This is a genomic window from Ancylomarina sp. (assembly GCF_041555295.1).
In the GTDB taxonomy this organism is placed as follows: Bacteria; Bacteroidota; Bacteroidia; order Bacteroidales; family Marinifilaceae; genus Ancylomarina.
The window spans coordinates 25,730-49,110 of record NZ_JBFFKR010000004.1; the positions used below are offsets into that span (position 1 = coordinate 25,730).

The 23,381-nt window shown below is 36.9% G+C and carries 20 protein-coding genes and 2 tRNA genes; 16 read left to right on the top strand and 6 right to left on the bottom strand.

Annotation, left to right across the window (positions count from 1 at the left end):
- Positions 1–92: 92 nt before the first annotated feature.
- Positions 93–2,033, top strand: coding sequence for a ribosomal protection-like ABC-F family protein (abc-f, locus tag ABY905_RS00885; RefSeq protein WP_372639522.1), 1,941 nt, complete (start codon positions 93–95; stop codon positions 2,031–2,033).
- Positions 2,034–2,134: 101 nt separating this feature from the next.
- Here the strand turns inward: abc-f and pnp are convergent, their stop codons facing one another.
- The 3 genes from pnp to gcvP form a co-directional block, all read right to left on the bottom strand.
- Positions 2,135–4,261: a polyribonucleotide nucleotidyltransferase gene (gene pnp, locus ABY905_RS00890; RefSeq protein ID WP_372639523.1), complete on the bottom strand. Its 2,127-nt coding sequence runs from the start codon at positions 4,259–4,261 to the stop codon at positions 2,135–2,137.
- Between the two features lie 104 nt (positions 4,262–4,365).
- On the bottom strand, positions 4,366–4,635 hold the full coding sequence (gene rpsO / locus ABY905_RS00895) for a 30S ribosomal protein S15 (protein WP_372639525.1): 270 nt from the start codon (positions 4,633–4,635) through the stop codon (positions 4,366–4,368).
- A gap of 212 nt (positions 4,636–4,847) precedes the next feature.
- Positions 4,848–7,739 carry an aminomethyl-transferring glycine dehydrogenase gene (gene gcvP / locus ABY905_RS00900; RefSeq protein ID WP_372639526.1) on the bottom strand — a complete coding sequence of 964 codons (2,892 nt, stop codon included), beginning with the start codon at positions 7,737–7,739 and terminating at the stop codon, positions 4,848–4,850.
- A gap of 342 nt (positions 7,740–8,081) precedes the next feature.
- On the opposite strand from gcvP, the gene bcp reads away from it, so the two are divergent.
- From bcp to ABY905_RS00965, 13 genes are all read left to right on the top strand, one after another.
- Positions 8,082–8,552, top strand: a complete 471-nt coding sequence (gene bcp, locus ABY905_RS00905; protein WP_372639527.1) for a thioredoxin-dependent thiol peroxidase — start codon at positions 8,082–8,084, stop codon at positions 8,550–8,552.
- Between the two features lie 54 nt (positions 8,553–8,606).
- Positions 8,607–9,629, top strand: a complete 1,023-nt coding sequence (recA, locus tag ABY905_RS00910) for a recombinase RecA (RefSeq protein ID WP_372639528.1) — start codon at positions 8,607–8,609, stop codon at positions 9,627–9,629.
- 191 nt (positions 9,630–9,820) lie between these two features.
- Entirely contained in the window at positions 9,821–11,938 is a 2,118-nt protein-coding gene (locus ABY905_RS00915; protein WP_372639529.1) for a prolyl oligopeptidase family serine peptidase, read from the top strand.
- 317 nt (positions 11,939–12,255) lie between these two features.
- Positions 12,256–13,932, top strand: a complete 1,677-nt coding sequence (locus ABY905_RS00920; protein WP_372639530.1) for an SPOR domain-containing protein — start codon at positions 12,256–12,258, stop codon at positions 13,930–13,932.
- 7 nt (positions 13,933–13,939) lie between these two features.
- Positions 13,940–14,185: an ATP-dependent Clp protease adaptor ClpS gene (locus tag ABY905_RS00925; protein ID WP_372639531.1), complete on the top strand. Its 246-nt coding sequence runs from the start codon at positions 13,940–13,942 to the stop codon at positions 14,183–14,185.
- A gap of 1 nt (position 14,186) precedes the next feature.
- Entirely contained in the window at positions 14,187–14,654 is a 468-nt protein-coding gene (locus tag ABY905_RS00930) for an NfeD family protein (protein ID WP_372639532.1), read from the top strand.
- 5 nt (positions 14,655–14,659) lie between these two features.
- Complete coding sequence (gene floA, locus ABY905_RS00935; protein WP_372639533.1) at positions 14,660–15,637, top strand: flotillin-like protein FloA; 978 nt, start codon at positions 14,660–14,662, stop codon at positions 15,635–15,637.
- Between the two features lie 202 nt (positions 15,638–15,839).
- A tRNA-Ser gene (locus ABY905_RS00940) sits at positions 15,840–15,927 on the top strand.
- A gap of 60 nt (positions 15,928–15,987) precedes the next feature.
- Positions 15,988–16,062: transfer RNA gene (locus tag ABY905_RS00945), tRNA-Pro, on the top strand.
- A 179-nt stretch (positions 16,063–16,241) separates the two neighbouring features.
- Positions 16,242–16,766 carry a TlpA family protein disulfide reductase gene (locus ABY905_RS00950; RefSeq protein WP_372639534.1) on the top strand — a complete coding sequence of 175 codons (525 nt, stop codon included), beginning with the start codon at positions 16,242–16,244 and terminating at the stop codon, positions 16,764–16,766.
- A 275-nt stretch (positions 16,767–17,041) separates the two neighbouring features.
- Positions 17,042–17,668, top strand: coding sequence for a hypothetical protein (locus ABY905_RS00955; RefSeq protein ID WP_372639535.1), 627 nt, complete (start codon positions 17,042–17,044; stop codon positions 17,666–17,668).
- Between the two features lie 23 nt (positions 17,669–17,691).
- The gene (locus ABY905_RS00960; RefSeq protein WP_372639536.1) at positions 17,692–18,630 is read left to right on the top strand and encodes a tRNA-dihydrouridine synthase; all 939 of its coding nucleotides are present in this window, start codon (positions 17,692–17,694) and stop codon (positions 18,628–18,630) included.
- 8 nt (positions 18,631–18,638) lie between these two features.
- Positions 18,639–19,301, top strand: a complete 663-nt coding sequence (locus ABY905_RS00965) for an adenosylcobinamide amidohydrolase (RefSeq protein WP_372639537.1) — start codon at positions 18,639–18,641, stop codon at positions 19,299–19,301.
- A 68-nt stretch (positions 19,302–19,369) separates the two neighbouring features.
- Here ABY905_RS00965 and ABY905_RS00970 read toward each other — a convergent pair whose 3' ends face one another.
- Together ABY905_RS00970 and ABY905_RS00975 are read right to left on the bottom strand one after the other, a co-directional pair.
- Positions 19,370–19,906: an AAA family ATPase gene (locus ABY905_RS00970; RefSeq protein ID WP_372639538.1), complete on the bottom strand. Its 537-nt coding sequence runs from the start codon at positions 19,904–19,906 to the stop codon at positions 19,370–19,372.
- 44 nt (positions 19,907–19,950) lie between these two features.
- Complete coding sequence (locus tag ABY905_RS00975; protein ID WP_372639539.1) at positions 19,951–21,417, bottom strand: cobyric acid synthase; 1,467 nt, start codon at positions 21,415–21,417, stop codon at positions 19,951–19,953.
- 282 nt (positions 21,418–21,699) lie between these two features.
- Between ABY905_RS00975 and ABY905_RS00980 the strand changes: the two genes are divergently transcribed.
- Together ABY905_RS00980 and bioB are read left to right on the top strand one after the other, a co-directional pair.
- Entirely contained in the window at positions 21,700–22,077 is a 378-nt protein-coding gene (locus ABY905_RS00980) for a hypothetical protein (RefSeq protein WP_372639540.1), read from the top strand.
- Positions 22,078–22,080: 3 nt separating this feature from the next.
- On the top strand, positions 22,081–23,055 hold the full coding sequence (bioB, locus tag ABY905_RS00985; RefSeq protein WP_372639541.1) for a biotin synthase BioB: 975 nt from the start codon (positions 22,081–22,083) through the stop codon (positions 23,053–23,055).
- 67 nt (positions 23,056–23,122) lie between these two features.
- On the opposite strand, the gene ABY905_RS00990 is transcribed toward bioB, so the two are convergent.
- Complete coding sequence (locus tag ABY905_RS00990; protein WP_372639542.1) at positions 23,123–23,317, bottom strand: DUF1289 domain-containing protein; 195 nt, start codon at positions 23,315–23,317, stop codon at positions 23,123–23,125.
- Positions 23,318–23,381: the final 64 nt, after the last annotated feature.

Here is a 23,381-nt window from a genome sequence, read left to right on the forward strand (position 1 = left end):
AGTTTGTACATAGATTAAAAGGCATTAGAATTCTAATATCTACATACTTCGTATTATCTTTGCCACCCTAACACATAAACATTTCATTTTCGATGATATCAATTAATAATCTTATAGTAGAGTTTGGTGGTTTTACACTTTTTAAAGACGTTACTTTTATCGTTAATTCTCTTGACCGTATTGGTTTGGTAGGGAAGAATGGTGCTGGGAAATCTACACTCTTGAAAATTTTTGCTGGTAAGCAAGAAGCTTCGAAAGGAACTGTAAGTATCCCCAATGAGATTAAGATCGGATATTTGCCTCAACAGATGCTTCATGAAGATGGTAGAACTGTGATTGAAGAAGCTCTTACGGCTTTTGAAGAGGTGATTCAGCTGGAGAAGGAAATTGGACAGATTAATAATGAAATTGCAGAGCGAACTGATTATGAGTCGGAAGCTTACATGAAATTGATTAATCGATTGACTGAAAAGAACGATCGATTTCATATGATGGGAGGAGAGAATATTCAAGCTGAAGCAGAACGTACGCTTCTTGGACTTGGATTTTTGCGCAAAGATTTCACACGTCAAACCAATGAGTTTAGTGGTGGATGGCGTATGCGTATCGAATTGGTGAAAATCCTTCTACGACGTCCAAATGTATTTCTACTGGATGAGCCTACCAATCATTTGGATATTGAATCGATTCAGTGGTTAGAAGATTTCTTGAAGACTTATCCGGGAGCTGTCGTTCTGGTTTCTCACGACAGGGCTTTTCTTGATGCGATTACCAATCGTACGGTAGAAATATCAGTCGGGAAAATTTACGATTATAAAGTCTCTTATACAGAGTATATCCAACTACATGCCGAACGACGTGAGCAACAAATGAAAGCCTACGTTAATCAGCAAAAGATGATTAAAGATACAGAGGATTTTATTGAGCGTTTTAGATATAAAGCATCCAAGTCTGTTCAGGTACAATCGCGGGTAAAACAACTAGAAAAGGTTGATCGTATAGAAATTGATGAGGTTGATAATTCAACATTGAGTTTGAAATTTCCACCAGCGCCTCGTTCAGGCGATTTGGTTTGTCAGGTTAAAGGATTGAGTAAATCCTACGGCGATAACTTGGTTTTAAATGATCTAGAATTTGTAATTGAACGAGGTGAGAAGTTAGCCTTTGTCGGTAAAAACGGTGAGGGAAAGTCAACTCTGGTGAAAGTGCTGATGGGAGAAGTGGATCACACAGGAATTTGCAAACTCGGGCATAATGTTAAGATTGGATATTTTGCTCAAAATCAGGCTATGATGCTTGATGAGAATAAAACGGTTTTCGATACGATTGATGATGTTGCTGTAGGCGATGTGAGAACTAAGATCCGAAATATTCTGGGAGCATTCATGTTTGGTGGTGAGGATATAGACAAGAAGGTTAAAGTTTTATCTGGAGGAGAACGTTCTCGTTTAGCCATGATTCGTTTATTGCTTGAACCAGTCAACTTGCTTGTTCTTGATGAGCCAACCAATCATCTCGATATGAAATCGAAGGATGTGTTGAAAGAAGCTCTTCTGAAATTCGATGGAACTGTTATCGTTGTTTCTCACGATAGAGAATTTCTTGATGGTTTATCTTCTAAAGTTTATGAGTTTACCAATAAGCAAGTTAAAGAGCACTTGGGCGGTATTTATTCATTTCTTCAGAATAAGAAGATGGATAATATGCGCGAGCTTGATCGAAAGAAACAAGTAGCAAGTGAAGAAACAGTAGACGTTGTTCTATCTGAAAATAAGCAGAATTATCTGGAGCGTAAAGAAATGAGTAAGCAAATTTCTAAGCTGGAAAGAAATGTGAGTAAGAGTGAAGAAATGATTGCTGAATATGAGGAGAAGATTGTCGAAATTGAAGCTTTATTAACTGACCCTAAGAATCAAGATCAGCAAATGTTTAAGGCTTACGATGAGGCTAAAAAGAATCTAGAGGATGAAATGACCAATTGGGAAAACAAGAATGAAGAGCTTGAGAACTTGATCATTGAAAAAGGTGAATAAGTCAACCAATTAAAATATTATTGATCAAACTCTGATCATTAGATATGAAAAAAGCCCGATGTGAATCGGGCTTTTCTTTTATAATAGACTAGAGTTAATTTCTAGTTTTTCGCTTCTTTTGGTAATAAAACTTTTCTAGAAAGTTTTAGTTTACCTGTCTTAGGATCGATACCAATAAGTTGTACTTCAACAATATCTCCTTCTTTCAATACTTCGTCAACTGTGTTTAGTCTACGATGCTCGATTTCAGAAATGTGTAGTAAACCATCTTTACCAGGAAGAACTTCGACGAAAGCACCAAAAGCAACAATCGATTTTACTTTTCCTTTGTAAATTGTTCCAACCTCAGGAATAGCAGTAATCCCTTTGATACGACCTAATGCAATATCAATAGCTTCTCTGTTATTAGCTGAAATATCAACGTGACCTTTTCCGTCAACTTCTTCGATAACAATAACCGCACCTGAAGTTTCTTGAATCTCTTGAATAATCTTACCACCTGGTCCGATTACAGCACCAATCATATCCTTAGGAATAACAAGTGATACAATTCTTGGGGCGTGATCTTTAAGATCTTGGCGAGGTTCAGCGATAGTCTCAGAAATTTTATCTAAGATATGAAGACGACCTGCGCGAGCTTGCATCAATGCTTGCTCTAAAACTTCGTAAGGTAATCCGTCAACTTTAATGTCCATTTGTGTCGCAGTAATACCATCTCTGGTACCTGTTACTTTAAAGTCCATATCACCCAAGTGATCTTCATCACCTAGAATATCCGAAAGAATAGCATATTTCTCAGCACCTTCAGTAGAAATTAATCCCATTGCGATACCAGTAACTGGTTTCTTCATTTGGATACCTGAATCCATAAGTGCTAATGTACCTGCACAAACAGTTGCCATTGAAGACGATCCGTTTGACTCTAGTATGTCTGATACGATACGAATAGCGTAAGGACACTCATCAGGAAGCATATTTTTAAGAGCACGATGTGCTAGGTTACCATGACCAACTTCACGACGAGAAAGTCCACGAGAAGGACGTGCATCACCAGTAGAGAAAGGAGGGAAGTTATAGTGAAGAGTGAATTTCTCTTTCCCACGGAAAAGTACATCATCAACCATCTTCTCATCTAACTTAGTACCTAATGTTACTGAAGTTAAAGATTGAGTTTCACCACGAGTAAACACAGCAGAACCGTGAGCACCTGGAAGGTAATCAATCTCAGACCAGATAGGACGAATTTCGTCAGTCTTACGACCATCTAAACGAACTCTATCTTCAAGAACCATTTCTCGAATAGCATCCTTTTCCACATCGTGGAAGTAGCGTCCGATTAGGCTCATTTTAATCTCTGAAGCGTCTTTCCCTTCAGAATATTCAGCTACAAACTCTTCTTTTACAGCTGCAAATGAATCTGAACGTTCGTGCTTGTTTGGGTTTTGAAGTCTTGCAACTTCTAATACTTTTGCATAAGTTTTGTCAACGATTAACTGACGAAGCTCTTCGTCGCTATCTTCGTGACAATACTCTCTTTTCTTTGTGTTTCCAACTGCTTCTGCCAATTCAACTTGAACTTGACACTGAATTTTAATGGCTTCGTGAGCGACTTTGATAGCTTCAAGCATCTCTGCTTCTGAAACTTCTTCCATCTCACCTTCAACCATCATGATATTATCCTTGGTTGCAGCAACCATGATTTCCATATCAGAAATAGCTAATTGCTCACGATTTGGATTGATCATGAATTCGCCATTGACTCTAGCCACACGAACCTCAGAAATAGGCTCTAGGAATGGAATGTCAGATACTGCAATAGCTGCAGAGGCTGCAAGACCAGCAAGAGCATCAGGCATGTCGTTTGCATCAACAGAAATCAAGCTAATTGATACGAAAGTATCAGCGTGGTAATCTGAAGGGAATAATGGACGTAGGGCACGGTCCACAATACGACAAACTAAAATTTCGTAATCAGAAGGGCGACCTTCTCTTTTCATAAATCCACCAGGGAAACGACCTAGTGCACTAAATTTTTCTTTGTAGTCAACTGACAAAGGCAAAAAGTCAACATCTTGCTTTGCATTTTTGGCAGATACTACAGTAGCTAACAACATGGTCTTACCCATTTTTACTACAACAGCTCCATCAGCTTGTTTTGCTAATTTTCCTGTTTCAATTGTGATGGACCTTCCATCACCTAATTCAATTGTTTTTTCGATTACATTCATCATTTGTAGTTTTATTCAAACTTATATTCGGATAAGGCTAGATGTTGCCGTTCTTAAATAAAAAAAGCAATCCCGATTGCTCAGGATTGCTAATATTTTAGATATTACTTACGCATTTTTAATGCCAAAATAATAGCACGGTATCTTTCAATATCTTTTGCTTTTAAGTAATCTAATAGGCTTCTTCTTTTACCTACTAGTAATTGCAGCGCACGTTGGGTACTGTAATCTTTTCTATTTTTCTTTAGGTGCTCTGTTAAGTGAGCGATACGGTAAGAAAATAAAGCGATCTGAGATTCTGCAGCCCCAGTGTCTTTATTAGACTTTCCGTATGTTTCGAAAAGCTCTTGCTTTTTTTCTGCTGATAAATACATAGTACTTAAAATTAAATTGGTTTTGTTTGAACTATTAATTTGGCAAAAGTAAGGATTTATTTTTATAAATCAATAAGCTTGCTTTGTTGTTTTCTTTGAGAAACTTAAAGATCTCAATAAAGAGGATGATTAAGTTCGATGATAATAAAAATAGAAGCCTCGAAACATAGATTCGAGGCTTCTTAATTATATGAATTGTTTTGTAATAGAAATTATTCTACTTCAACATGCTCATCAATATAGTTTTCAAGAGGCGCACAACTACACATTAAGTTTCTATCTCCATGAGCATCATCAACACGAGATACTGATGGCCAGAACTTATTGTCAGCAACCCATTTCAATGGATAAGCCGCTTTCTTACGAGAGTATGAATGGTTCCACTCATCAGCAGTTAATACCATGTGAGTATGTGGAGCGTGTTTAAGAACGTTGTCTTGAGCATCAGCAATACCATCTTCAATTTCCTTCATTTCGCCATTGATTCGAGCCAATGCTTCAACGAAACGATCAAGTTCTTCTAATGGCTCACTTTCAGTAGGCTCTACCATAAGTGTTCCGTGAACTGGGAAAGAAAGAGTAGGCGCGTGGAAACCGTAGTCCATTAAACGCTTCGCGATATCACCATCAGTAATACCAACTGTTTTATTAAATTCTCTACAGTCGAAAATCATTTCGTGACCAACACGACCTTTATCTCCTTTGTAAAGAATCTTAAAACCAAGTTTTTCGAATGAAGAAGCAAGGTAGTTAGCATTTAAGATAGCCATCTTAGTTACTTCTTCTAAACCAGAAGTACCCAACATAGCGATATAACCGTAAGTAATAGGCAATACACTAGCCGATCCGAAAGGAGCAGCAGCTACAGCAGTAATTGCATTCTTACCTCCAGTTTCAATCACTTTGTGCGAAGGTAAGAATTGAACCAAGTGTTCAGCAACACCAATAGGACCAACTCCAGGACCACCACCACCGTGAGGAATAGCAAATGTTTTATGTAGGTTCAAGTGACAAACGTCAGCGCCAATAGCACCTGGGTTTGTTAATCCAACCTGAGCATTCATATTAGCACCATCCATATAAACCTGTCCACCATTTTCGTGAATCAAGTTCATCATTTCTTTGATACCAGTTTCGAATACACCATGTGTAGAAGGGTAGGTAATCATGTAAGCACATAGATTATCCTTGTGTTTCTCAGCCTTAGCTTTTAAGTCTTCGAAATCAACATTACCTTTTTCATCACACTTAACAACGACTACTTTCATACCAGCCATTGTTACTGTAGCTGGGTTGGTACCGTGAGCCGAAGCAGGGATCAATACAACATTTCTATGACCTTCGCCACGAGAAATATGGTATTCACGAATTACTAATAAACCCGTGTATTCACCAGCAGCACCAGAGTTTGGCTGTAATGTACATCCAGAAAAACCTGTAATTACAGATAACCATTTCTCAAGTTCAGTAATGATTTGCGTATATCCTTCAGCTTGATTAATTGGAATGAATGGGTGAAGTCCACCGAATTCAGGCCAACTGAGTGGTAGCATTTCAGCAGCAGCATTCAATTTCATGGTACAAGAACCTAGGGAGATCATCGAAGTGTTTAGTCCGATATCTTTTTTCTCAAGGTTTTTGATGTAACGCATCATTGCTGTTTCAGAATGGTAGCGGTTGAATACATCTAATATAAGGTATTCGCTTGTACGAGCTAATTTCTCATCGAAATATAGCTTGTCTTCCATTGCTGTTTCAGCAACTTCAGCTTTGTTAGCTGCTTTTGCAAAAATATTTAGGATTGTATTTAATTCTAAATCGCTAATTTTTTCATCAGTAGAAATACCAACAGTTGTATCGTTGATGTAACGGAAGTTCATCTCTTTTTCAAGAGCTGCCGCACGAATCGCTTCCATTGAAACTCCAGCAGGTAATACAATCTCAAGCGTATCGAAATAGTTCTCGATATTTTGAGTGTAACCTAATGCTTTTAATCCTTCAGAAAGGAAACCAGCTGCTGAGTGAATATGTGTAGCAATACGCTTGATTCCTTTTTGTCCGTGATAAGTCGCGTAAAAGCCAGCCATCGTAGCTAAAAGAGCTTGAGCTGTACAGATATTTGATGTTGCTTTTTCACGTTTGATATGCTGCTCTCGTGTTTGAAGAGCTAAGCGAAGTGCTGGGTTGCCCTGTGCATCTTTGGTTACACCAATGATACGTCCGGGAATGGTACGTTTGTAAGCTTCACGACAAGCCATGAAAGCTGCGTGAGGACCACCATATCCCATAGGAACACCAAAACGCTGAGAAGAACCTACAACGATATCAGCTCCCCACTCACCTGGAGCAGTAAGTAATGCTAAACTCATAAGATCGGCAGCAACAGCAACTAATGCATCAGTTCCGTGCGCTTTTTCTACGAATTCAGTGTAATCTTCAACGCTACCATTAGCAGCCGGATATTGGATGATAGATCCGAATACTGTGTCAGTAAATTCGAAAGTTTTGTAATCACCAACAACAAGTTCAATACCTAGAGGTTTAGAACGAGTAACAAGCACATCTAGTGTTTGAGCAAAAATGTTTTCGTCAACAAAAAGAATATTGGCATTCGCCTTTTTCTTTGCTCTTGAACGTAAACTATGCATCATATACATGGTTTCACCTACAGCAGTTGCTTCATCAAGAAGTGAACTGTTTGCTAAATCCATCTTGGTTAGATCCAATACGACAGTTTGAAAGTTCAAAAGAGCTTCCAATCTCCCTTGAGAAACTTCAGCTTGGTATGGTGTATAAGGTGTATACCACCCCGGATTTTCCAATACGTTGCGAAGAATCACCGGAGGAGTGATTGTGTCATAATAGCCTTGACCAATAAATGTTCTGAATAATTTATTTTTAGCAGCAATACCTTTTATTTTCGCTAGATATTCATTCTCAGTTAAAGCTTCTGGTAGATCCAAAGCTTTAGTTAAACGAATATCAGAAGGGATTGTTTCTTCAATTAGGGCATCTAACGAGGATGCGCCAACAGTTTCCAACATTGTTTTGATATCGCCGTTGCGAGGTCCAATGTGACGGGAAACAAACTTTTCGGTTGCCATATTCTTGTAAAAATTTTAGTGTTTGTGTAAAAAAGATTCACCTTAATTTGCGTGCGTAAATGTAGCAAAAGATTTAGTATTACATCGATTGCAAATTAGAAATAACTTTTCTGTTTTTCAACATTTCTTTTATCTGAAAACAAGAAGTTTAGTGTGATATATGTTGATGATTATTTGATGAAAACTAATGATTTTCTATATCTTCATGCAGCTTTTGTTCTTAGGATGTCAAAAGCGAGCTAGATTAGACGATTGAGATGTGTTATTTTTTTAGATTTCTTGTGCTCAAATTTTAAAGGCTAATCTATTTTTAATGGTATATTTGTAATTCAATTTTTCAAAATGGTAGAACTAAAAGAAGGTGATAAAGCTCCAGTGTTCTCTGGTGTAAATCAAGATGGTAAGGTTTTGAAATTATCTGATTTTAAGGGAAAAAGATTGATCCTATACTTTTACCCTAAAGATAATACCCCCGGATGTACTGCGGAATCGTGTAATTTGAATGAAAATTACGATGAACTAACAAAGCATGGTTTCGAGGTTGTAGGAGTGAGTCCTGATGAAGCTGGAAAGCATCAGAAATTTATTGCCAAATATGACTTGGCTTTTAATCTGATTGCTGATACTGAAAAGGAAATGCTAGAAGCTTATGGTGCTTGGGGAGAGAAAAAACTCTATGGTAAAGTTTATGATGGCGTTTTGCGATCAACATTTGTTATTTCAGGAAATGGGGTGATTGAAAAAGTTTTTAAGAAGGTTAAAACAAAAGATCATACCAATCAAATTTTAACAGAATTGGGAATTCAATTTTAAAGAAAATCATACTGGTTTTATAAAGTTTATAAAAAATTAATAATACATATAGATATGGCAACTAAAGATATTGCAGAGATTAATAAAGAAAAGCTGAAAGCACTTCAGTTAACCATGGATAAAATTGATAAAACCTACGGTAAAGGTGCTATCATGAGAATGGGTGATGAGGCTGTAGTTGATTTGCCAGCTATTTCATCAGGTTCACTTTCATTGAATATGGCTTTGGGAATAGGTGGTTTTCCTCAAGGGCGTATTGTCGAGATTTATGGACCTGAGTCATCAGGTAAAACAACACTGGCAATTCATGCTATGGCAGAAGTTCAGAAAGCTGGTGGTATTGCTGCTTTTATCGATGCTGAGCATGCTTTTGATCGTTTCTATGCAGAAAATTTAGGTGTTGATATTGAGAATTTATTAATCTCACAGCCAGACAATGGCGAGCAAGCACTTGAGATTGCAGATCAGTTGATTCGTTCTTCAGCTATTGATTTGGTTGTTATTGACTCTGTTGCAGCTTTGACTCCTAAGGCGGAGATTGAAGGTGAGATGGGTGAATCTAAAATGGGACTTCAGGCTCGTTTGATGTCACAAGCTTTGCGTAAGCTTACAGCTAATATTAGCAAAACGAAGACAACTTGTATGTTCATTAACCAGTTGCGTGAAAAGATTGGTGTTATGTTCGGGAATCCTGAGACAACAACAGGTGGTAATGCTCTTAAGTTCTACGCTTCGGTTCGTTTGGATATTCGTCGTATTGGTCAGATTAAAGATGGTGATGAAATTCAAGGTAACCGTACTCGTGTTAAGGTTGTTAAAAATAAGGTTGCTCCTCCGTTTCGTAAGGCTGAATTCGATATCATGTATGGTCAAGGTATTTCGAAAACAGGTGAGATTGTCGACCTTGGTGTTGATTATAATGTTATTAAGAAAAGCGGATCTTGGTTCTCTTATGGTGAAACAAAATTAGGGCAGGGGCGTGAGGCGGTTAAGCGATTGATTTCTGATAATCCGGAATTGGCAGAAGAGTTAGAGCTTAAAATTGTTGAAGCAATTAATGCTCCTAAGGAAAACTAATTCAAATCATATTTTTCTGAGAGTTTAGGCTGGATGAAATGCATTTTACAAAAGGTTCTCATGATATGAGGACCTTTTGTGTTATAAAAGCTCTGGTATGAGTTCTAAAATAGTGAGACAATTTAAGTTAATCCTATTTTTTGTTTTAATTTTACGGGACAATTAAAACTCACTAATAAATAATGCTGATAATGAAAAATAAACACTTATTACTTGGTTTAGCATTGATCGCCGGTGTGTCATCTTGTCAAGATGCTGCAACTACCGACAAACAAAGCGAAGCTGATAAAGAATCTTATCGAACGCCTGATACTAAACTTGCTTCGAATATTATGACACCCGAAGTTCTTTGGTCTTTTGGGCGACTGGGCGGGGTGACCATCTCACCAGATGAAACAAGTGTTTTGTATGGTGTAAGCTATTTCCATAAAGCAGAAAACCGTTCTTATCGTGATTTATATACACTTTCTGTTGATGGTGGTACACCGGTTCGTTTGACTAATACAAACAAAAATGAGTATGGTGAAGCTTGGCGTCCTGATGGTAAGAAAATTGCTTATATGACGGCTGCAAGTGGAAGCATGCAAATGTGGGAAATGAATCCTGATGGTAGCAATCCTACTCAGGTTTCTGATGTTGAAGGTGGTATTGGTAGTTTCCAGTACGCTCCGGATATGAGCAAGATTTATTACATGAAAGAAGTTCGTTTGGAGAAATCAGTTGAGGATTTGTATTCTGATTTACCAAAGGCAAATGCTCGTGTAATTAATGATATGAACTACCGTCATTGGGACAATTGGGTTGATACTTATACACATATTTTCTTAGCCGATTATAAAGAAGGTACTAAGATTACTGAAGGTAAGGATATCATGCCAGGTGAAAGATGGTCAGCACCAGTTAAACCTTTTGGTGGAAACGAGCAGGTTGTTTGGACTCCGGATTCAAAAACTCTTGCTTATGTTTCTCGTAAGAAAATGGGTGTTGAGTATGCGAAGTCAACAAATTCTGATATTTACTTTTACGATATCGTAAAGCAGACGACCACCAATATGACTAAAGGAATGATGGGATACGATATGAATCCTGTATTTTCTCCTGATGGATCAAAAATGGCTTGGGAAAGTATGGAGCGTGATGGTTACGAAGCAGACAAGAATCGTTTGTTTGTAATGGATGTTGCATCAGGCGAAAAAAAATATTACACTGAAGATTTCGATCAGAATGTAGGCCATTTAGCTTGGGCTAAGGATGGGGCATCTCTTTTCTTTATTTCGGACTGGCATGCAACTGATGAGATTTATAATATAAACTTAAATGATGGTGAAATTGAAAAATTGACCGAAGGTGTTCATAATTACCAGTCTGTATTTGTAGTAGGAAACGAATTGCTAGCAACTCGTGTTTCTATGTCGAAGCCGGCTGAAATTTATAAAGTTAATCCTAAGGATGGTAAAGCAACTGAGATCTCATTCGAGAACAAGAAAATTCTTGATCAATTGAAAATGGGTAAAGTTGAAAAGCGTTGGGTTAAAACGACTGACAATAAGCAAATGTTGGTTTGGATGATTTACCCACCAAATTTCGATGCAAACAAAAAATATCCAACTTTACTCTATTGTCAAGGTGGACCACAGGGAACTGTTTCACAGTTCTGGAGTTACCGTTGGAATTTCCAGATGATGGCTGCTAATGATTATATTATTGTAGCGCCTAACCGTAGAGGTTTACCTGGTTTCGGACAAGAATGGCTAGAGCAGATTTCAGGTGACTATGGTGGCCAGAATATGAAGGATTATTTAAGTGCAATTGATGATGTTAAGAAAGAAAGTTTTGTTGATGAAACTCGTTTAGGTTGTGTGGGAGCATCTTATGGTGGCTTTTCTACTTTCTGGTTAGCTGGTCATCATAATAAGCGATTCAAAGCTTTTATCGCCCACGATGGTATGTTTAATCTTGAAGCTCAATATTTAGAAACTGAAGAAATGTGGTTTGTGAATTGGGATTTAGGCGGTGCTTTCTGGGAGAAAAATAATAAGATTGCTCAGCGTTCATATGCGAATTCTCCACATAAATTTGTTCAGAATTGGGATACACCAATCCTGGTTATTCACGGTGGAAAAGATTTCCGTATTGTTGAATCACAAGGCATGCAAGCCTTTAATGCAGCTCGTTTGAGAGGTATTCCTGCTCAATTATTGCACTTGCCTGAGGAGAATCATTGGGTGTTAGGTGTTCAGAATGGAATTCTATGGCAACGTACTTATTTTAATTGGTTAGATAAGTGGTTGAAAGATGAGAAGAAATAGAAATCATTAAGATTGAATATTGAAAGCTCGCTGTTGGTTTTGTGTGATGAAACATAAATCTGGCAGCGAGTTTTGTTTTTAGTTTAGATGAGTTTTTAAAGAAATAGAAATTGCTATTTTAGTGATGTGTAAAATAAATTGAGTTCATTTTATATCTTGGTTTTCTCTGGATCTGAAAAAATATAAGTGCCTTATCCTTATAAGCATATTTATTTTTCTTTTCAAAATTATTGTTACCTTACATGATGGTAATTAAAGCTCTCTGGGTTTAGGTTTGGAGGGTAGTATGTTGATTATAATGTAATTAAATTAATGCTATGAATCGAGCTTGTATTTGTTTATTGATTCTAACGATGTTTTTTTCGTATTCTACTTATTCTCGCAATATTGGGAATGAATTTGAGATTGTGAAAATCAAACAATATGAGACTTCTATAAGCGATGGAGATATTTTAGCTTTAGATACGTTAACACAATCTAATTCTCTTATTCGACGTCATTCCCAAGAGAAAGATTCCACAGGAATACGCTACACTAAAAAATACAATTATAATAACTTTCCTTTCTTCAATTTTAGAATTAGCAAAAAGAAAGTTTATCACAAATTGTCTGAATTTAATTCTGAACAAGCTAAAGAATTGTTTGTATTAGCCAAAAATGATCAATTTAATAGCGATAGTTTATCTCGAGAGGTTAGTCTCTTATATACTAAGCAAAGTGTTTATTCTGGGGTAGATAAAGATCTGTTTAAACGTAGAGTTCTCGATTTACAGCAAAGATCTTCTGAGTTGAAGAGTAATGCAGCTCAGAAAGCAAAACATTCTTTGGTTTTGGAACAAACAGCAGGGAAAGCACCTGTACTTATTTTAGCTGCCACACAAGAAGCAACTACTTCTGAATACAAAGGGAGATCAAAAGCGATTCAAAATAAGGAAACCTTAAAAGCTAAGGAGAAAGATGCAGTTATAGCAAAGGAAGTTCAAAAACAAGCTGTTGAAGATGACACTGAAATAGAATTGAATCCTCAAGTTGACGAGGGTGGTTATTTAGATTACGAATATGAATATTGCTATCAAGTAGCCGTTTTTGATAAGAGACCAACGAATGACTTTTATAAAGGTATGGGTTTTATCAAGGAGGAAATTGTTGATGGAGGAAAATCATTCCGATATCTAACGGGTTCATATAGAACTTATGCCAAGGCCAATAGTTTTAAGAAACAAATAAAAACAGTCTTTCCTGCTGCCTTTGTGGTTGTCTATAAAAATGGAATTAGAACTAATCTACAAGACGCCATTGCTGTAACTGATACTGTTTCTGCTAGCCCAAAAGGGAGTACTTCACTTCAATTAGCTAGTGATTTCTCGGGCGAAGTCACTTATCGTGTTCAAATTGGTGTTTTTGCCGGTGAAATTCCTGAGAAATTGAATACGACCATGGAGAGATATCAGGCTTTCGGATCATTTTATGAGAAGAGATCAGATGGGAAAATTGTTTGTACTATCGGACGCTTTAAGTCACTTTCTGAGGTGGCTAGTTTAAAAAATAAATTGCAGGATGAGGGATATACTGATGCCTTTACTGTAGCATACAGTGGTCAGAAACGTGTATCCTTACAGGCGAGTATTAAGAAAACAGAAGTGACCGATAAACCTATCTCCAAAACTAAGAGTGAAGTGAAGGTTGAGAAGGAACCACTTACTGAAGAAGATTTAGTTGGTGATATTAATTTTCGAGTTCAAATAGGTGTATTTGCCAATGGTGTACCAGAAAAAGTTAGTTCATTAATGAATAAATATAAAGCTTTTGGAACTTCGGTAGCAAAACAAGGCAATGGTAAAACAGTTTGCACAATTGGGCATTTTGATTCAATTACTGATGCAGGTACATTGAAGAAAAAGCTTTATGAGGAAGGATTTAAAGATATTTTTACTGTGGCCTATACAGGTGGTAAGAGAATTTCAATACAAGATGCCATACGTTTGGTAAAATAAAGAGACGATGAATTCAGAATACGTACTTCTTTTACACAATGATAATAAACACAGTTTCGACTATGTGGTTGAGGCTTTGATAGAAGTTTGTGAACATACTTCTGATCAGGCTGAACAATGCGCATACATTACCCATTACAAGGGTAAAAGTGAGATTAAAGTTGGAGTTAAAACAGATTTATCATTCATGAGAAAACAATTGGAGGACAAAGAACTGATTGTAAGTATCGAAATCAATAAAATAGCATATTAAAATGACAATTTTTATTATAATCCTCCTATTAATTGTTGGAGTTGTTCTAATACTACTTGAGTTTTTTGTTCTTCCAGGAATAACTGTTGCGGGTATAGCAGGTGTTGTTATGATGCTTGGGGGTATTTATTTGTCTTATCAGAATTTTGGTAGTTCAATAGGACATCTAACAGTTTTTGGATCTGTTGTCTTCAGTTTACTGGCTCTATGGTTAGCTTTAAAGTCGGGAACTTGGGATCGGATTATGTTGAAAACAGAAATAGATTCAAAAGTAGAGAAACTAGAAGAGAATATGGTTTCTATAGGCGATGAGGGAATCTGTTTGTCTCGACTTGCACCAATGGGACAAGTTAGAATCAAAAATCATATTATAGAAGCCAAATCAACAGGTGTATATATTGATGAAAAGACACCAGTTGAGGTAATTAAAATAGTAGATAAAGTTATTGTTGTAAAACCTTTAAAATAAATTAAATGGAAATTGGAGCATTAATATTTTTAATCGTAGCGATAGGAGTAGGTATCTACATCCTTTTTATTTTTATTCCAGTTGGACTCTGGTTTTCCGCCCTGCTTTCAGGAGTGCGAATTTCATTAATTCAACTCGTATTCATGCGTTGGCGTCGTGTGCCACCCAATGTTATCGTTCGTTCGATGATTGAGGCTCATAAGGCTGGATTGCATATTACAAGAGATGACCTTGAAGCTCACCACTTGGCGGGTGGCCATGTTGAGCAAGTAACTCATGCTTTAGTTTCAGCTTCAAAAGCTAACATCGAACTACCTTTTAGGATGGCTACTGCTATTGATCTTGCTGGACGTGATGTTTATGAAGCTGTTCAGATGAGCGTAATCCCTAAGGTGATTAACACGCCTCCAGTAACTGCTGTGTCGAAAGATGGTATCCAGTTAATCGCTAAGGCAAGAGTAACTCTTCGTGCTAATATACGTCAGTTGGTTGGTGGAGCAGGCGAGGAAACTGTTTTAGCACGTGTGGGTGAAGGTATCGTATCTTCTATTGGTTCATCAGCATCGCACAAGACTGTTCTTGAAAATCCTGATTTTATTTCTCGTGTAGTACTTGAAAAAGGACTGGATGCAGGAACTGCCTTTGAAATTTTATCAATTGATATTGCAGATATTGATATAGGAAAGAATATTGGTGCCGTTTTACAAACCGATCAAGCAGAAGCGGACTTAAAAATTGCTCAGGCTAGGGCAGAGGAGCGACGAGCTATGGCTGTTGCAACAGAACAAGAGAATAAAGCTCTTGCACAGGCAATGCGTGCCAAGGTTATCGAAGCCGAAGCTGAAGTACCATTGGCTATGGCTGAAGCTTTCCGTAGTGGTCACCTTGGTGTAATGGACTATTATCGCATGAAAAATATCGAAGCTGATACTTCAATGCGTGAAAATATTGCTAAACCTTCACCAAAGGACAAGAAAAAATAATAAAATATAATGATAGAAATAAGGCTGGGCGTGTTCTTTGAGCATGTCCAGCTTTTTTTTTTGAAAAAAAAACATTTTTTTTTGAAGGACCAATCTCATTGATTCATAATTTACTATAATTCCAAACGGAGACATATTGTGACTTGTGTGAAAATAAAATTTGCACAAATCAAATTTTTGCCTACTTTTGCTTCCGCAATCAGGAGAGGTGGGAGAGTGGCTTAATCCACCAGTTTGCTAAACTGACGTACTGTGTAACGGTACCGGGGGTTCGAATCCCCCTCTCTCCGCTTTCTTTTCTTAACTGAAAAGATGCAAAGTGAAAAGTTTAACCTTTTCACTTTAATTTTCGGGGTGTAGCGTAGCCCGGTCATCGCGCCTCGTTTGGGACGAGGAGGTCGCAGGTTCGAATCCTGCCACCCCGACTGAAAAGAGAGAAGTATTTTACTTCTCTCTTTTTTTATGCCTACCAACGGCTTATTTCTGTCATCAATCAAAATCTTAAGTTCTTGTTAAAATTGCCTTTGAAGTATTGTCTCACATATAATCTTACTATTTTGCATGCCGTATTAAACCGACCAATTAATTGAAAGAATAAGAAATCATGCGTAAACTAGTATTAGTATTTATATTGCTTATGGGAATCGTAATAAGTGGAATGGCTCAAGACGTTAAGGATAGAGGCTATATTGTAAATGTAGGAGATATGGCTCCCGATTTTGAAATGAGCTTAATGGATGGGCAGAAAATTAAACTATCTGACCTAAAAGGAAAAGTTGTGATGTTACAGTTTACAGCTAGTTGGTGTGGTGTATGTCGCAAAGAAATGCCATTTATCGAGAAAGAAATTTGGCAAATCAATAAAAACAATGATTTTGCTCTTTTTGGACTTGATCGTGATGAGCCAATGGAAAAAGCTCAAAAATTAATTGATGCAACAGGTATTACTTACCCAATAGCATTAGACGATGGTGGGAAAATATTTGAGCAATATGCAATGAAGAATAGTGGGATTACACGTAATGTCATTCTGAACCGTGAAGGGGAAATTATTTTTCTGACTCGTCTATTTAATCACGAGGAATTCTCAGCGATGAAAAAAGTGATTGAAGAAGAACTGAAAAGATAAATGTTGAATTTGCAGTAAAACGAGCACTTGAAAATAAAAAAAATGCGATTGAAATTCAATCGCATTTTTTTGTTTTTAGAATCAATCACATCCTAAACCTGATCTCTTTTTATTATAATATTTGATACTAAATATAAGCTCGTTTTGATATTTCTTGACGAAAAAAGAAGTAATTTTAGAGCATAGAAGAGATTTAGATTTCTATGGAGTTAGATGGATTGTGAAATAGAAGATAATCTGAGATCTAAATTTTAATTTTAAAATTTCGTAGACTTATGGATAAGGCTTTTGTTCAGATAATTGAGAAGGTTAGAAAGTTTCTATTGCAGGAAGGCATGGGTGATATTTCTTTAGAAAAGTTGGAGACAATCGGCATTTCGAAAGAAGAAATTTCACAATATGTCGATTCAAAAGAAGAGCTTGTTGAGAAAATTTTAGAATTCGAGAGATCTAGTTTTATGAAAATATTTCTAGATTATAATTTTGAAGGTCAAAATGCGATTGATATTCTTTTTATTGTTAGTCAGGAAATTAATGACAGATTTGAAAATGTGTCGCCAGCTGTAACTATTGAATTTGAGAAATATTTTCCGGAGATTTATAAAAAGCATATGGATCAAAGAATGGCTTTTATTTTCGATAAGATTCAAATTAATATTGAAAAAGGTATTGCTCAAGGTATGTATCGCGAAGATTTAAGTGCTGAAATTGTTGGTCGTATGTATTTGTCTCGACTAGAGGATATGCACAATCCAGAACTTTATCCGCCAGAGCGTTTTAAGTTTGGAACTATTTACGATACTATGATTGATAGCTTTGTAAAAAGTATTGCAACAGAAGATGGTTTATCTTATTATCGCCATCGCAAGCAATTATTGAGTGTTTTGAGTTTCGGACGTTAGATTTAATTATTAGGATTTTAAATATGAAATTATCATTAGCACCTCTACAGGGCTTTACCGATTTGGTATTCCGTAGAGCATTTGCAAAATATATAGGGGGCATAGATCAGTTCTATACCCCTTTTCTTATCCTACAGAATGGGGATGGTTTAAAATCCTCACATCTTAGAGAAGTTGATCCAAATGTAGAAGAGAATCTAATTCCTCAATTCATTGGAAATAGCCTTAAGGAATTTATCTTCTTTAGAGACTATTTGATTGAATTGGGTTATAAAAAAATGAATTGGAATTTGGGATGTCCTTTTCCAATGTTAGCCAAAAAGAAAAAAGGTTCTGGTTTATTGCCATATCCTGAAATGATAGAAGAAATTTTATCAGCAGGTTTGGATGATCGCATTGAACTTTCTATAAAGATGAGGATTGGTTATGAATCTTCTGAAGAACTTGATGCTGTATTGAACGTTTTAAATAAATTCAACTTGTCTGAAATTATTGTTCACCCTCGTTTGGGTAAACAAATGTATAAGGGTGATGTTGACTTGGAAGCTTTTGGAAAAGCCCTTGAATTATCGAAACATTCCGTTATTTATAATGGTGATATTTGCAATATTGAAGATTATCAGCAGCGTTTAGAGCAATTCCCAAATCTGGAACAGATGATGATTGGACGTGGTCTATTACAAGATTTATTCTTGTCTTTAAAGATCAAAGGAGAGGAACTTCCAACAGCCAAAGAGCGATTAGATTTATTAGAGAAGTTACACGGTGAAATTTACGATTCTTATACTTCTTATTTAAGTGGAGATACCCAGTTATTGTCTAAGTTGAAACCCATGTGGGAATACTTTTCAGCTAACTTTAATAACGAGCGTAAAGTTTTTAAGGCTATTAAGAAATCAGGTGGTTTGAAAAAATACAATGCAGCAGTCGCATTTGCTTTTCAGCAGGGTGTAAAAGAGTAATCAAACTCATGAACTATAAATTTGATATAAACGATCAATTTTTTCATTTGGAATTCGACGAACCTATTAGAATAATGAGTTCGTCGGTTTTGAATGGTGGTGTTTGCCAAGCCTCACACTTCTTTAATACCAAAGTAGATGCTAATTTCTTAGGAGAGAAAACAGAGTTTGAGAAACCTGCAGTAAGTCTTTTAAATATTGCAAACAGAAATGTCTGGAAAGGAGTGACCGTTGGTATGATGACTGCTGCGTTGATGACTTCTTTTAGGCGAGTTAAGTTAGAATCACAGGGGATTTGGATCGAAGTATTTCTAACCTCAGGAGTTTCCAATGCTCGCAGAGCTGGAGATACGGCCGATTATCAGTTTATGAATGAGGCTTGCGAGAAAGTAGGAACAATCAATATGATAATATTGACAAATGCTAGGCTTTCTCCCAATAGCATGATTGAGTGTATTATGATGGCAACTGAAGCCAAGTCGGCTTGTTTGCAAGATCTGAATATTATAAGCCCTATTAGTGGCGAAATTGCTACGGGGACTGGAACTGATTCATGTGCTATTGCTTCAGGTAAGGGACCTGAGATTGACTATTGTGGTAAGCATGTCCTATTTGGTGAATTACTTGCTAAAGCTGTTTACCAAGCTCTAAAAGCTTCTTTGGAGATATAAAGTCGTATCTGAAAATACACATCCCACAGATTTCGAAGAACCTCGCAGATTTTTAAGTTTTCACATCCTCATCCTTTCAAAATATTCTCAATGAAGCTAACTCTCTCTTCGATGGAAACTTTTGGGATTTCAATAATATTGAAGCCTAATTCTGTATAAGTTAACTTAAGAAATTTATAGATTTCTAAGGCGTCTTCATATGATTCTGGTCGTTCGCTGTCGTTGATGAAAATTTCCTGCCAGGGAGGAGTCATGAATACAATCTGATTATAAGCTTTGGCTTTTTCGAAGTATTTATCTGGCACACTTAAACCTCCCCTTCGCATGTAGGCAATAATATCTGGTAAACCACGATCGTAGAAGCATGTGCAATCCGATTTGCAATCTTCCAATTGTGCACTCATACGTTCATAGCATAATTCGGCGAAAGCGGCTAAATTTTGCCAGGGAACCCTATCTCCACCTATCTCATGCTGTTCACGAATGATAACTCTTGATATTTCCTCAAAACCTTGATAGTTCAGATTGACAAGAGCAGTTAGAAGGCTTGATTTCCCTGAACCAGGCCCTCCTGTAATGATATAGCGATTTGAATGAGTCAGCATTGTATTGATAATGTAATGTCTTTGAAATCTAATCCGGTTTTTTATTACTCGCTTAAGTGCTGATAAACTAAATCCATATTGACATTCTCACGAATGGCATCAGCTAGTTTATTGTATTGTTCTTCCTTAAACTGATTGTAATCGAAATTGATATCCTCGGTATCGAAACCTTTTAGCAGATCCTGAATGACAATGGAATTGTCGAGGATCCCATGAATGTAAGAACCCCAGCAATTTTCATTTAAAGAATAGCCATCTTCTTTGCCATTATTTAATTTGTTAAGGTTGTTTTCTGGATGCTTTAGAGTGGTTTGCCCCATATGAATTTCATAACCCGTACAAGTATCAGAATAATCTTTGAACTTGAACTGACACTGTTCGGTTACTTTATTATCTTCGATCACTGTATTGATTGGTAGTAAAGCTAAACCTGAAATTAGGGGTAAATCACCTTCAATACCATTAGGATCACTAATGCTTTCTCCCATCATTTGGTAGCCACCACATATTCCAATGACTTTTTTACCTTCCTTTTGTGCTCTCACAATGGAACTCGCAATACCAATTTTTCTAAGATGAGCCAAGTCCGAAATGGTATTCTTACTTCCTGGTATGATGACAATATCTGCTTTCTCAATTTCAGAGGGACGATCCGTATAATAAAGATGAACCCGCGGATCGTGTTCTAAAACGCTGAAGTCAGTGAAATTTGCCATTCGTGGTAAACGAACAACAGCAATATTAATCGTATTAGATTGAGATTCTTTGAACTTCTGTTCCAAACTCACAGAATCTTCTTCTTCGATATGAATATCTCTAAAGTAGGGTAGTATCCCAATTACTGGAACGCCAGTTAGTTCCTCAAGTATCGTTCTTCCTTCTTTAAAAAGCTTGATGTCTCCTCTGAATTTATTGATGAGAATCCCTTTTATTTGTTTCCTTTCGACTTCATCCAAAAGGTAAATGCTGCCAAATACGCTTGCAAATACACCACCTCTATCGATATCTGACACCAAATAAGTCACAGCATCTGTTTCAACGGCCATGCGCATATTGGTGATATCTCTGGATTTAAGATTGAGTTCAGAGATACTTCCTGCACCTTCTAGTACAATTGGGTTGTATTGCTTTTCCAGACGATTAAATGCATTGATGGCTTCAGTAAAAAGTGCAGCCTTATTGTTGCCCATAAAATATTCTTGAGCCGTTTGAGTTCCCACTGGTTTCCCATTTAAAACGACTTGTGAACTTTTGTCATTGGTTGGCTTAAGCAAAATCGGATTCATATCGGTATGGCAAGGCAACTTGCAAGCCTCAGCCTGCACGGCCTGTGCACGGCCTATTTCGAAACCTTCAGGTGTTGCAAAGCTATTCAATGACATGTTTTGTGCCTTAAAGGGAGCTGGCGTGTAACCATCTTGTTTGAAAATGCGACAAAACCCAGTATTCACCATGCTTTTACCCACATCGGAACCAGTACCAACAAACATGATTGACTTTAACTTTTTCATTGCTTTGAGATATAATGTATGAGCCGAGAAAGGATATTCTTACTAAGCCCACGAGTTCAGTTGGCAAAAATAATAATATATGTGTTCAAAGTATAACAAATAGTGGACTGAGTCGATAATGAACTCTGCTTTACAACCTATATCAAGTAGCGAGTTGGGAAAAGAATTCAAAAAATAATATCTTTGGCTGGCTCAGAAGAGCATCAATTGATGATGACAGGTTTGATTTTCAAAATTTTGAATCAAGCATGAATCATAAAATTTATATCTTAATTTTTAAACATGTTTACTGACAACCTACAAAGAGGTCGGAATCAGGAACTACAGGTTTTTAGACACTGGAGCAGAAAGTCGTATGCGGCATTTGCAAGTATGAATCAGGAGATTAAAATCGCCTGTTTATCTGCAAGCTACAATATGATGAGCCCGAGTCAAGAAGCTGGAATTTCAGGTTTTATGTACGAACCTCAGAAGGGTGGAGATAAATGTGACGAAGATGATCCTGATGGTGAAGCTTTATTGTTGTTGCAAACTATGATTTGTAACACTTTAAGTCAATCTGTAGGTGAACGAAAGAAATATCAGCGACAAGCTGTTCAATTCTTTTCTTCGTCCTATAATCCTACCCAAAAATTAATTATTAACCGAAAAAAGAATTGAATCATGACTGATATTAGAAACAACTGGACCCACGATGAGGTCAAAGAAATTTACAACCTACCCTTGTTAGATTTGGTCAACCGTGCCTCTAACATTCACCGTAATTACCACGATTCATCGAAGATGAATATGAACACCCTGATTTCTGTTCGTACAGGAGCATGTTCTCAGGATTGTAAGTATTGTGCACAATCAGCACGCTACGAAACCCATGTGAAACCAGAGAAGTTGAGTCTAGAACAAGTGATTGAAGATGCTAAAGTTGCTAAAGCAAACGGCGTAAAACGTGTGTGTTTAAGCTCGGCTGGTCGTGATGGAAATCGTGATGATCGTTTCAACGAAATGGCTGAAATGATTACTGAAGTTAAAAAGCTTGGTCTGGAAGTTTGTTGTACCATGGGGATGATCAACAAAGAGAAAGCAAAGAAATTAGCCGATTTGGGTATCACTGCCGTGAATCACAATCTTGATACCTCAGAGCGTCATTACCCAACTATTACAACGACCAGAACCTACGCCGAGAGACTTGAAACTTTAGTTAATCTTCAGGAAGCAGGAATTAATTACTGTTCTGGAGGAATTCTGGGAATGGGAGAGGATGATGAGGATCGTATTGAGATGCTACGTACTTTATCTAATCAAGCAAAACACCCTTATAATGTTCCGTTAAATGCTCTTGTTCCAGTCGAAGGAACACCATTTTATGGCAAAGACGTGGTTGATATTTTTGAGATGGTTCGTGCAGTAGCTACGGCAAGAATTCTTATGCCGAAAGCTGTAGTCGCATTTGCGGCTGGTCGAACTCATTATAGCAAAGAAGGACAAGCCCTTTGTTTTATGGCTGGTGCAAATTCTATTTTCTTTGGTAATAAGTTACTTACAGTAGGTAATGTTGAAATTAATGAAGATCAGGCTTTACTCGAAACTTTAGGTATGCAATCGACTCGTTACCATGAGTTGACGACTTTGGAAGGATAAAGGATAAAGGATAAAGGCTGCTCATTTTACAAGAGCAGCCTTTTCCATTTTTATTAAGCTGTGCTTTTTATCTGAAAAAGCCACTAGATTGTGTATCAGGAGCATTTCTTCTATTACTTGCTTTCACTAGAACTTCCTCTTTTTGTTCGTTGGTATATAATGACCAGTCTCCAATTTCTTCGTTTGTTCTTCTGCAACCAAAACAAACGCCATTAGAGTCGGCACGACATATTTGTATACAAGGTGATTTCACGTCTTCCATATTGTAGTTTAATTAGATTCTTTTAAAATAATAATCAAATTAAATCAAAACTATTTTCTTCTCA